The sequence below is a fragment of the Pseudoalteromonas sp. UBA2102 genome (genome assembly GCF_002331165.1).
In the GTDB taxonomy this organism is placed as follows: Bacteria; Pseudomonadota; Gammaproteobacteria; order Enterobacterales; family Alteromonadaceae; genus Pseudoalteromonas; species Pseudoalteromonas atlantica.
In genome coordinates this window covers 1-12,523 of the sequence record NZ_DCYU01000045.1, presented here as the reverse complement: position 1 = coordinate 12,523, position 12,523 = coordinate 1, and the positions used below count along the sequence as shown (strand labels likewise).

Sequence of the window (12,523 nt, the reverse complement as noted above, 5' to 3'; positions counted from 1 at the left end):
GTTAGTTAAAATTCCGATGGCAGGTACAGTTTCAAGCTTAAATGTATCGGTAGCAACCGGTATTTGTTTATTTGAAGTGCTACGCCAACGTAACGCAAATAACTAATACAGTTTAATGTATTAAAAAAGCCGAGGTTGAAATTTAATCTCGGCTTTTTTGTGTTTTTAATTTACGCTTTTAATTTTATATCAATTGATACTCTCTCTATTATAGCGATAGGAAAATAGCTCTATAGCAAGGCAAAAATAACGAAATATAGTGTTCTTATATGAGTTATTTTTAACGCAGCTAGAGAGTTATTTAACTCGTTAGAATGAGTATGTGTAGCCTACCTGTACTGTACGTGGTTTACCTGGCTGAATACCGCCATTAGCGCGGTTAGCAATGTAGGTTTTATCAAGTAAGTTATCTACGCTTAAATATACTTTTTGGTTAGCATCAATTAAGTATTTAGCCGCTAAATCCCATACTACACGGCTATCAATAGCATCTAAGCCTGAGTCAGTTAAATCGGCATGTGCACTTGATACGTAACGCATTTGGCTATTTACCACAAACGATGCAAATTCAGCGCCTAGCGATAAAGCAACCTGGTTTTCTGGTACGTATGGCATTGCATCGCCTTTTTCTACCGAACCCCAAATTTCTGAATCAAAATCGTTTTGAAACTCAGAATCTGTGTAGGTGTAAGTTAACTTAACCGGAAAAGCAACCTGCTTGGTATTAAACGTACGTGCTGCACTAAATTCAAAGCCCGATACTTCTACTTCACCGTAGTTGTATTGGTCACCAATGTTATCGTCGCTACAACCAACCGCAGCAGTACAGTTACCATGCATGTTGTCGTAGTCAGAGAAAAACGCAATCACTTCACCTGTAAATCCAGCGGCGATAAAGCGCGAACCAAACTCAATATTTACACTTTCTTCTTCGTCTTGGTCAGCGTTACCCGGCGCCGCAGGTGCGTAACCTTTTTGAATGCCCGCAAGTAGCGTTACGTTTTCATTAAGCGTGTAAGTAGCACCAAGTGATGGTACTAAAATTTCAGTATCGTTAGATATATTTTTAGTTAAACCATTGCTGCGCGTTGGATCTGACTTAGACCACTCTTCACGCGTAATCGTAATGTCTTCATAACGAAGGCCAGCACTTACTACTAATGCGTCTATTGTCCACTCGTCTTGAACAAAAAAAGTACGCGCATCGGCACTATCTACACGGTTGCTATCTGAACCTGGGATACCTTGCGATGTTAGCGTCATACTTAAATCTTGATTTAACGTGTACGTATCTTGCCACTGAAAACGATCCATTTCGTCTTCGTGGTAACGTACGCCAACAGTCACGTAGTGATCGCCTGCAGGTATGTGTAACTCAGACTGAATACCTTTTGCTTGGTAATCACGGTTATTCGCTTTTACGCCAATACCCTCAATGCCTTCACTCGTTGGGTATGCTTCAAATTCGCTGTACTGCTCAAGCGTGCTTGTACCTACACTGCTTGCTTTATACCAGTTACGATGAAAATCGTTTAAGTAAGCGGTTGCTAATAACTCGTAACCTTCGCCAAATTGGTAAGCATAGTTAAGTTGGTAAGCATTATGGCGAGTGTTCATTTCATCGTTTTGCGATGCTGCATAACGACGATTAGGATTTGATTTGTAATCTTCTTCAGTTAAACCCATGTAAGTTTCGTCTGATTTTTCATCAGAGTACTTAATTTTTAGCTCTAGGCTGTGGGCGTCGTTTTTACCAAATGTATGGCCAAACTTTAGTAATAAATCTGTTTTTTCAAAGCCTGTGTTATCGCTACCTACTGGCAACTCTTTAAATCCGTCGGCGCCATAAGTAAATACTTCAATTAAACCTGCTGTGTTGTTTTTTTCTTTACCAAAGTAAGCGTGGCCTTTGTAATAACCATCACCACCAAGGGCTGCATCAACCATGCCTTTTGAGCTATTTGGCTCAGTTGGTAAGCTGCGAGAAAGTAAGTTTAAAACACCACCCGTAGTACGCGGACCATACTTAACAGAGGCAGCACCTTTTAATACTTCAATAGATTCCATACGACCCATAGTAGGGAAGTAGTAAGCAGAAGGTGCTGAGTAAGGAGCGGGTGCAACTAATACACCGTCTTCCATTACTGATATTTTATCGTTACGGCCAGTGCCTGTACCGCGCATACCAATGTTAGGGCGAAGGCCGTAGCCGTCTTCTTCTTGAACGTATACACCCGGAACAGACGCTAAAACACGTGAAATATCGGTAAATTTAAATTTTTGTAGCTCTTCGTCAGAAATAAACGTCGCAGAACCTGGAATATCGTTAATAGCCTGCTGTGAGCCAATAACGGTAATTTGTTCAAAGCGTTGATCTTGGTTTGAACTGCCTTGTGCCATTGCAGTAGTACTAAAAGACAAAGCAACCGCAGTTGCAAGGGTAGATACTAAAAACTTAGGGGTCATTGTGTGTCCTGATCATGTCAATTATCTTAATTGGCGTAATTTGAACACGTTAACGAATACGAATCAATGTTATTAACTGTTTAATAGTTTAGTTTTTTAGAATTAAAAACACCTACTTATGCTACTTTGTTAACTAAATTGTTTCTTTTGTATGGTGCTTTCAATTTAGCGTTCATTCTTAAGTATCGGTTTTGTGTATTTATTTAGCCAAGCCTTAGCGCTATAAATTCAGCGAGTTTGTCTACTGCGTGTTCCGACTCCCCACCGCTTTTTATTAAGCTAATGCCTATGCTACCAAGAGCTGGTAAATATTTACTTTGCGCCTGAAAATTAAGATCGCTCGGCACCGTACTTTTAGCCAGTACAGTAATACCTAAGCCTTCTTTTATGGCGGCTATTAATCCGGTTAAATCGGCATTGCTGTAAACAATTCGGTATTTTATATTGGCACTTTTAAGTGCATCTGTAGCGCGGCGCCTATAAATACAGCCCTCGGGTGCGGTGACTAAGGTTACTACCTCATTTTTTGCCTGTGCTAGGTCGCCCACCCATACTAGCTCGTCTTGCATAAAAATAGGGAACTTGTCTGAATTAAGGCGCTCGTTAAGCGCTAAAACAAGATCAAATTGATCTTGCCTGGAGGCCGACAGCAAATGTTTACTTAAACGCGATTTAACCTCCAGCGATACCTCAGGATAAAGCGAGACAAAATCACCAATAATTGAGGGTAAAATACGTGCTGCAAATTCACTAGGAATACCCAAGCGCACTTTACCGGTTATGCTTTCTGAGGTGAACTGCTGCAAAATAGCATCGTTATACTGCATCATTTGTTTTGCCATAGGCAAAAGTAGCTCACCGTACTGATTAAGCACCTGGCGCTGGCCCTGCTTTTTAAATAATTTATAACCGAGTAAATCTTCAAGGCGTTTAATTTGCAAGCTTACCGCAGGTTGCGATAACCCCAGTAGGTCGCCGGCTTTTGCAAATCCACCTACCTCAACAACCATTACAAAGGTACGCAAACTGTCGGTTGATATGTTTTTCATATTTAAAATTACAATTTATATAGCTACATATATAAGTATTATTTATCAATTGATAAATAATTACAATTTGTTGTTGTCACAGTGTCGCAATATACTTTTGGTATCAAAAATACACAGGTGTTTGTTATGACTTTTAACCCAATAATGTTTGCCCGCCACAGCAATGCTGCAAGTGCAGTTACTAATGCCGTGCAAGCAAATAACAACCTCGTTGTAATGGATTTTAGTGGCAGTGAAACCAGTGTATTTTTAAGCACTATTTTAGGGTTAGATCTCACAAAGCTTACAGCCAGCGGCTTAGGCCTAAAAGGCACGCTAGATGGTGATTTAAATTCTGATTACAGCTTTGCCGTTTATTACTTTAGCGAAACCGCATTTAGATTTGTATTACCGCACAGCGCAAGCTTGCAATTACAAGCACTGATAAACGAGCAGCAACTTCGTTTTGATATTGATTATGTACTACGTAGCGACCTTGCAACTCTTGCGCTGTGTGGAGCAAACGCATTTGATACCTTAATCAGCGCGTTTAAATTAACGCCAGGGCTGCGTTTATCTAACCCACAACTGTGTTATGGCGCGCAAAGCGGCGAAGTATTTATTACCGCCATAGATAAAAACGACGAACAGCACTTTGTGTTAGTAGCCAAGCAACAAGAACTACAAAAATGGCAACAGCACTTACAAGCACAAGGTTTTGCCCTAATGCAAAACGAAGCTGCCTAATACATAAAATAACCGGTAAACATAACCGTGTTTGCCTGTTTAATTAAATCTATTTAAGCCACGCCCGCACAGGGTTAATTTAAAAGTGAAGGAATGTTATGACTTCTAAAACTGTACTACATGCTAAGCACCTTGAAGCAGGCGCAAAAATGGTTGATTTTCATGGCTGGGAAATGCCAATCAACTACGGCTCACAAATAGAAGAACACAATGCAGTGCGTACCGATGCAGGTATGTTTGACGTATCACACATGACTATTGTTGATATTGAAGGCGAACAAGCAAAAGCATTTTTACGTAAGTTAGTAGCAAACGACGTAGCAAAATTAACCGTACCAGGTAAAGCGCTTTACACGGGCATGCTTAACGAGCAAGGCGGCGTAATCGACGATTTAATTATTTACTACTTTAGCGAAACGTTTTATCGCTTAGTGGTAAATTCTGCCACCCGCGAAAAAGATTTAGCTCACTTAGCTAAAGTATCTGCCGACTTTACAGTAACCGTAACTGAGCGCCCAGAGTTTGCAATGATTGCAGTACAAGGCCCTAACGCTAAAGCAAAAACAGCCACTCTTTTAAATGCCGAGCAACAAGCAGCCGTTGAAGGCATGAAGCCATTTTTTGGTGTACAAGTAGGTGATTTATTTATTGCCACAACGGGTTATACTGGCGAAGACGGTTACGAAATAGTAGTACCGAACGAGCAAGCAGCCGATTTATGGCAACAACTGCTAGATGCAGGTGTAGCGCCAGCCGGTTTAGGTGCACGCGACACGCTACGCTTAGAAGCAGGTATGAACCTTTACGGCCTAGATATGGACGAAAGCGTATCGCCACTTGCAGCTAACATGGCATGGACCATTGCATGGGAACCAGAAGATCGTGACTTTATTGGTCGTGACGTACTTGTTAAGCAACGCGCCGAAAAAAGCACCCATAAACTTGTTGGTTTAGTGCTTGAAGAAAAAGGCGTATTGCGTAGCGGCTCAAAAGTAATTGTTGAAGGTGGAGAAGGGGTAATTACCTCAGGTACTTTCTCACCAACGCTTGGTTTTAGTGTAGCCCTTGCACGTGTACCGCGTTCAACAGGGGATACAGCCCAAGTAGAAATGCGCAAAAAATTAGTTAACGTTAAAGTAGTAAAGCCTAGCTTTGTACGTAACGGCAAATCAATCATTTAAAAATTTGGTTATACCAATCACAATAATTATTGTGATTGGTATCCTCCCAATCTAAACCAAAGGAACAAAATAATGAGCAATATCCCTAGCGATTTAAAATACGCCTCTTCTCACGAGTGGGTTCGCAACGAAGGTGACGGTACATTTACTGTGGGTATTTCTGAGCATGCGCAAGAGCTGCTTGGCGACATGGTATTTGTAGAACTACCAGAAGTAGGCGATGCAGTAGATGCAGGCGAAGATTGTGCAGTAGCAGAGTCGGTTAAAGCTGCATCAGACATTTACGCACCAGTTGGCGGCGAAATTGTTGCGATTAACGAAGAGCTAGAAGACGCACCAGAAACGGTTAACAACGACCCATACGGTGACGGCTGGTTATTCCGCATTAAAGCAACTGACGAGTCAGAGCTTGAAAACCTACTTAGCGCAGAAGACTACGCTAACACAATCGACGAAGAGTAATACTCTAAGTAGATGACAAAAGCCCCATTCACAGTTTTTGGGGCTTTTATGATTTAACGGCCTACTTCCCATACACAGTACGTTATTAAATCATCACATATTTTAATCAATACTAATCACCCGTTAGTATTTAGGATCATAGGAATCTAGACGCATGTCAAACGCCAAATCTCTTGAACAGTTAGAGCAAAAGCAAGATTTTATTCGCCGCCACATTGGGCCAAGCCCAGCACAAGTAAGCGATATGCTAAGTGCTTTAGAAGTATCAAGTGTGCAAGAGCTGATCGACCAAACTGTACCTGCAAGCATTCGCTTAGCGCAGCCATTAACAGTTGGCGAAAGCCGTACTGAAGTTGAAACACTAAGCTACTTAAAATCGGTAGCAAGCAAAAATAAAGTTTTCAAATCGTACATTGGCCAAGGCTACCACCCAACGCACGTACCGCACGTAATTTTACGTAACGTACTAGAAAACCCTGGTTGGTATACTGCGTACACGCCGTACCAGCCAGAAATTGCGCAAGGGCGTTTAGAATCATTATTAAACTTCCAAACTATGACCCTAGATTTAACAGGCCTTGATTTAGCAAGCGCCTCGTTACTTGACGAATCAACCGCTGCTGCTGAGGCAATGGGCCTTGCAAAACGCGTATCTAAAGCTAAAAAAGCCAATGCCTTTTTTATTGCCGACGACGTACACACACAAACTATTGACGTAGTAAGCACCCGTGCTGAGCAGTTTGGTTTTGAAATCATTGTAGGTAAAGCAGAAGATGCCGTTAACCACGACATTTTTGGCGCACTTTTCCAATACCCAACTACATCAGGTGAAGTAGTCGATATAACCGACCTAATTGCTGGCGTACAAAGCAAAAAGGCCATTGCCTGTGTTGCTGCCGACATTATGAGCTTATTACTATTAAAAGCGCCGGGTAAATTAGGTGCCGACGTAGTACTTGGTTCGGCTCAGCGTTTTGGTGTACCTATGGGTTACGGCGGACCACACGCTGCATTTTTTGCAACGCGTGACGCATATAAACGTTCATTACCAGGGCGTATTATTGGTGTATCTAAAGACCGTTTAGGTAACGATGCACTGCGTATGGCCATGCAAACGCGCGAACAACACATTCGCCGCGACAAAGCCAACTCAAACATTTGTACAGCGCAGGTACTACTTGCCAACATGGCAGCGTTTTACGCGGTGTACCACGGCCCACAAGGCTTAAAAACTATCGCGCAGCGTATACATCGCTTTGCTGATATTTTAGCTGCTGGCCTAAAAGCTAAAGGTATTGCACTTAAACACAGCACCTGGTTTGATACGCTAACAGTAGTTAGCGACAGCAAAGACGACGTAATAGCGCGTGCACTTGCCAAAGGCGTTAACTTTGCCACAAACCACAACGGCGAATACTCTATTTCGGTTTCAGAAACTACAACACGCGCCGATGTAGCTGAGTTATTTGATATTGTACTAGGTGAAGGCCATGGCTTAAGCGTAGATAGTATTGCAGCCGATATTGAAGCAAACGGTAGCGACTCTATTCCAGCTAGTTTAGTACGTGATGACGAAGTATTAACGCATCCAAACTTTAATAGCTACCACAGCGAAACAGACATGCTTCGCTACATTAAGCGCCTAGAAAACAAAGATTTAGCGCTTAACCACTCAATGATCTCGTTAGGTTCATGTACCATGAAACTAAACGCGACCGCTGAGATGATCCCAATTACATGGCCTGAATTTGCAAACTTGCACCCATTCTGCCCGCTCGATCAGGCCGAAGGTTACCAAATAATGATTAACGAGCTGCACGACTGGCTAGTTAATATTACTGGGTACGATGCCGTTTCACTACAGCCAAACTCTGGCGCACAAGGTGAATACGCAGGCTTAATTGCTATTCGTAAATACCACGAGTCGCGCGGCGATGCGCACCGTAACGTATGTTTAATTCCAAGCTCAGCGCACGGTACTAACCCTGCATCTGCGCAAATGGCCAGCATGAAAATTGTAGTGGTTGATTGCGATAAAAACGGTAACGTAGACATGGCCGACCTAAAAGCGAAAGCCGAAGAAGTGTCTGAAAACTTATCGTGCATCATGATCACATACCCATCTACACACGGCGTTTACGAAGAAACCATTCGCGAAATTTGTGACATTGTGCACGAGCACGGCGGCCAAGTTTACATGGACGGCGCAAACATGAACGCGCAAGTAGGCGTAACAAGCCCAGGCTTTATTGGCTCAGACGTATCGCACTTAAACTTGCACAAAACGTTTTGTATTCCGCACGGCGGCGGCGGCCCAGGTGTAGGCCCAATTGGTGTTAAATCGCACCTTGCGCCATTTATGCCAAACCACAGCGTAATTAACGTACCGGGTACAAACATTAACAACGGTGCAGTATCAGCAGCGCCTTACGGCTCAGCCGCTATTTTACCTATTTCATGGGCTTACATTACCATGATGGGCTCAGAGGGCTTAAAACAAGCCACTGAAATGGCGATCGTTAATGCTAACTACTTAACACACGAGTTAAGCCAGCACTTCCCAATTTTATACCGTGGCCGTAACAACCGCGTTGCGCACGAATGTATTGTTGACCTACGCCCACTTAAAGAGCAATCAGGCATTACTGAAATGGACGTAGCTAAGCGCTTGCAAGATTACGGCTTCCATTCACCAACCATGTCATTCCCAGTAGCGGGCACGTTAATGATTGAGCCAACTGAATCTGAATCAAAAGGCGAAATAGACCGCTTTATCGAAGCTATGGTGTCAATCAAAGGCGAAATCGACAAAGTAATCTCTGGCGAATGGTCAATCGAAAACAACCCACTTGTGTTTGCACCGCATACACAAGCTGATGTGTTAGGTAACGAATGGGACCGCGCGTACGACCGTTTTTACGCAGCCTTCCCAGTACCAAGCGTTGCTAAAGATAAGTTTTGGCCAACGGTTACACGTATAGATGATGTATACGGCGACCGTAACTTAGTATGTTCATGCCCAGCGGTTGAGACTTATCGCGACTAAGATCACAGACTAATTTTTTAACCTTTAATGGATAGTAAGCTCCATTATAGTTTGGGAATTTATCAAAATTATAAAAGCCGTTGCAGCAATGCAACGGCTTTTTTGTGCGTGGTGATTCGCCATAAATTATATGAACGTAGGTTGGGTAGAGTGAAACGAAACCCAACGAATCACAAATATACTTACTCGCTCAAAAGCCAAGAGTATGTGTTATTTATTGTAGGCGTTTAGCTTGCTGACGCGCGGGCGACAGCCCGAATAAGTATTTGAATAGGTGTTTGAGGTTATTATCACCGATAATGTGAATGCGTTTCGTACTTTTAAAGATTAGAAACCTTATTCAAGGTTTTTTGCCAGGTTGCTGGCGGCAACCAAGGGGCGGCTACCGCCGACCGCCCCTTGGAACCCCACGGCGCCCCGAGCATCACGCTTAATCCTTCAAAACACAATTGATTTGAACGTAAACGGCGAAGATAGGCCATCCATGGCCTAGTTCCGCCTTATCGCGCATCCATGCGCGACATTACTCATCAATTGCTTATTTTCAGGGTGTGATGACGGGGAAGGGTGTTAAACGTGACGGTGGTGTTTAGTCTTAGCAAAATGCGAGTGGATGAGCTAGTGGATTTCATTGCTTGATTATGTTTTGTTTATTGACATATCAGGGTAATTGCTTTCTCTTTTATTCAAATCGATTATAGCTATTGAATCTAAAATATATGGGGTTATTATGTAATAAAATAGTTGCAAAGGATAATGGTATGAGCAGTAATAAAATGGAGATTCAACTTGAATCTATCATGCATAATACACCAGATGGAATTGAGATGGGGGTTATGGCAGATGGAACCCCATACCTAGGTGCTAGAGGGCTAGCTGCTTTATGTGGTACAGCTCCGAGTAATATAATTACATTGATAAAAGAGTGGGATGAGCAAAAGTATCGCCCTAGAGGTCAGATAATTAAAAAACTGATTGAAGAACAGGGCGGTAGATCTTCAGGTCTTTACACACCAATTAAAGTAAAAGGAAAAAGTTATCATGCTATTAACGAAATTAATTGCATGGCTATACTTGAATATTATGCCTTTGAATCTCAATCGCCATCAGAACAGGCGAAGCGGAATTATAGAAGTCTAGCCAGATTAACGTTACGAGCTTTTATTTATGAAAGAACTGGATATGACCCTGTAGAACAAGTTCCTAAATATTGGCAGATTTTTCATGAAAGAATAACACTTAATGAGGTGCCTTCGGGGTATTTTAGTGTATTCGAAGAGATAGCTAGCCTTTTGATTACGGGGATCCGAAAAGGAATGCCATTCGACCAAAATAGTATGCCTGATATAAGTGTAGGACAAGGCTGGGGTAAGGTTTGGAGAGAAAGTGAATTTGATATTGCCTATGGTAAAAGAGTAAAACATTTACACAAGTTTCCATCTGATTTTCCTCAAAAAGATCCTGAGGCATGGATTTATCCAGTAAAGGCTTTAGGTGAATTTAGGGAATGGTTCGATGATACGTATTTAAGGATGAAGTTTCCAAAATATTTAGCTACCAAAGCTAAAGCTGGCAACCTACCTAATTTAGATATAAAAAGCTTAGTTGAAGCCGTTCAACCAGTTAGGTTAGAAGGTAATAAATAAAAAACAAAGGTCTCTCCCATTAGAAAATTCCGGTCAAGCAGACAGCTGTGTTTACTTGATCTTTTTATTCAAAAACCAAGTGTTCTTATTATTTAAACTCAATTTAAATATGACTATGCACCTCGTAATAACGTCGATTGATGGGTGACCCTTTTATTTCTTTTACTTTGGTCTTTTGAGTTTACAAAACCTCACTAAATACGTCTATGTTATTTATAAAGCCTAAGACTATTTTGCTAATTAAATAGTTATTTAATGCTATCTCATTTAGGGTTAATATTAGGTACTACATAAAACAATAATAAAAGTAAGAAGCAACGTGCCCCTGCTTAAGAGGTATACATGGAAGATGCATTCATAGCCGTATTTGCAAATGCCGGCGTTATATTAATTTTAGCTTTAACATTAAAAGCATTTAATAAAGTCGATATAAATATAGCGTGGTCTTTAATCTCATTAGGCATTTTTACGTGTTACGTTTTTGCTTTATTTAGAGGCGCCGAGGTTATTCCTTTAGATATATTTTTTGCTGATTTGTCTTGGAATTGGTCTGGCAAGATAGCTGTAATTATCCTGTGGGGAGGTGTAATCCTAGCCTTAGCGAAATATAAACATGGCTTTCGTATTGCTGATGCTGGTTTTACTTTCAAACAAAGTGAAGGCTCTTTAAAACCTGCTTTTATTGTTTTGTGCTTGTTTGTAATTCTCCAAGCCATTGTTTCATGGTTCTGGAGTGGAGAGCCTCGCTATGATTTAGAAACATTACTTTATCAAGCAACCATGCCAGGGTTTGACGAAGAACCGATGTTTAGAGGGGTCTTACTATTTTGTATTTCCTTGGCAATAGTATCTAAGCGATACAGTTTGGTAAGCGCGCCGATAAATATAGGTGGATTACTTTTAGTTTTATTATTTGGCTTGGTGCACGGCGTTATGTTTAACGATGGCGAGTGGTATTTTTCGTTTACCTCTATTTTATTAACTGGAGGTTATGGCTTTATTTTACTGTGGCTAAGAGAGCGAACGGGAAGCTTGGTATTTCCAATTCTCGCCCATAATAGCGTTAACGTTGTTGGGCAATTAATTTAGGGTGAGGTTAAAACGTTTAGTTGCGCTAGATATTCCAAAATCAGCAAGGTCAGGTTTTTCTTTTTGCCTTTCGTGATTAAGGAAAAGTGCAAAACTGCCCCAGTAACCCCATTTAAAAAAAGGGCAATAATATTGCCCTTGTGTATGCGCTTAAACTTATTTTTATAACCCATAGCGCGACTACGTTTTGCTCTAGCCCTTCTTTAGTCATCAGGGCCTTTTAAAGTAAACACTAAATGTTTACGCATATCTTTTAAAATAACGCCTTTTTTAAGCATTGCGGCGCTTAAGCGCTTTTGCCATTTTAATAAATCAGGCTCTGCGGCTGCTAAAGCTTGTTCGTTTTCAAACTGAAAACAAAGCAGTAGTGAACTTGGAAATAAGTGATATTCCACATCAAACCAGCACTGCAACATACCAGGGATTTCTTCGCGCCCTTGTGCTTCTAGTTTATCGGCAACGTTAAGCACAAGTGCTTGTTGTTTTACTTGCACTGCAGAGAGTTTTTTCATTATTAAAATCCAAATTAGCGGCTAATACATACAGCCAGAATGCGGGCATTATACGCAAGCTTGTAGCTATGCAACAACCGTAGGTTGGTTAGAGCGAAGCGAAACCCAACGCACAGCCAATGTAATAGCCACAGCTAAAGATAAATACAATGTTATTTATTGTAGGCGCTTAGCTTGCTAGCGCGTTGGCCGAAAGCGGGCACTATTTGGTTTTACATGTAGAGGGAGTTTGTTTTCTTTTTTTAAGCAGGAAAACGTATCTATATTACTATTACTCCCTCCAAAAGAACGATTCCCACACCGAAAATAAAAACGACACTATTTTGCTAAAAGCTAAAAGCTAAAA

10 protein-coding genes are annotated in these 12,523 nt (G+C 41.4%); 7 read left to right on the top strand and 3 right to left on the bottom strand.

All coding sequences use genetic code 11. From position 1 onward, the window contains the following. The coding region (locus B2R65_RS05715) for a TrmH family RNA methyltransferase (RefSeq protein WP_349676057.1) at positions 1-106 on the top strand (106 nt) is incomplete at its 5' end. A 203-nt stretch (positions 107-309) separates the two neighbouring features. On the opposite strand, the gene B2R65_RS05710 is transcribed toward B2R65_RS05715, so the two are convergent. Then, positions 310-2,466 carry a TonB-dependent receptor family protein gene (locus B2R65_RS05710; protein WP_286741560.1) on the bottom strand — a complete coding sequence of 719 codons (2,157 nt, stop codon included), beginning with the start codon at positions 2,464-2,466 and terminating at the stop codon, positions 310-312. 203 nt (positions 2,467-2,669) lie between these two features. Beyond that, positions 2,670-3,515: a LysR family transcriptional regulator gene (locus tag B2R65_RS05705; RefSeq protein WP_286741558.1), complete on the bottom strand. Its 846-nt coding sequence runs from the start codon at positions 3,513-3,515 to the stop codon at positions 2,670-2,672. Positions 3,516-3,641: 126 nt separating this feature from the next. On the opposite strand from B2R65_RS05705, the gene B2R65_RS05700 reads away from it, so the two are divergent. The 6 genes from B2R65_RS05700 (at position 3,642) to B2R65_RS05675 (ending at position 11,665) form a co-directional block, all read left to right on the top strand. Then, positions 3,642-4,241, top strand: a complete 600-nt coding sequence (locus B2R65_RS05700; RefSeq protein ID WP_004587594.1) for a hypothetical protein — start codon at positions 3,642-3,644, stop codon at positions 4,239-4,241. Between the two features lie 98 nt (positions 4,242-4,339). Then, a complete protein-coding gene (gcvT, locus tag B2R65_RS05695; RefSeq protein WP_004587593.1) occupies positions 4,340-5,422 on the top strand; it encodes a glycine cleavage system aminomethyltransferase GcvT in 1,083 nt (360 codons plus the stop codon). 72 nt (positions 5,423-5,494) lie between these two features. Beyond that, positions 5,495-5,884, top strand: coding sequence for a glycine cleavage system protein GcvH (gcvH, locus tag B2R65_RS05690; protein ID WP_004587592.1), 390 nt, complete (start codon positions 5,495-5,497; stop codon positions 5,882-5,884). Positions 5,885-6,038: 154 nt separating this feature from the next. Next, positions 6,039-8,930, top strand: a complete 2,892-nt coding sequence (gene gcvP, locus B2R65_RS05685) for an aminomethyl-transferring glycine dehydrogenase (RefSeq protein WP_286741556.1) — start codon at positions 6,039-6,041, stop codon at positions 8,928-8,930. 761 nt (positions 8,931-9,691) lie between these two features. Continuing rightward, positions 9,692-10,576 (top strand): BstA C-terminal domain-containing protein, encoded by an 885-nt coding sequence (locus tag B2R65_RS05680; RefSeq protein WP_055252754.1) that lies wholly within the window; start codon positions 9,692-9,694, stop codon positions 10,574-10,576. Between the two features lie 342 nt (positions 10,577-10,918). After that, entirely contained in the window at positions 10,919-11,665 is a 747-nt protein-coding gene (locus tag B2R65_RS05675; protein ID WP_055252755.1) for a CPBP family glutamic-type intramembrane protease, read from the top strand. 203 nt (positions 11,666-11,868) lie between these two features. Here the strand turns inward: B2R65_RS05675 and B2R65_RS05670 are convergent, their stop codons facing one another. Further along, entirely contained in the window at positions 11,869-12,177 is a 309-nt protein-coding gene (locus B2R65_RS05670) for a hypothetical protein (protein ID WP_004587588.1), read from the bottom strand. Positions 12,178-12,523 lie beyond the last annotated feature (346 nt).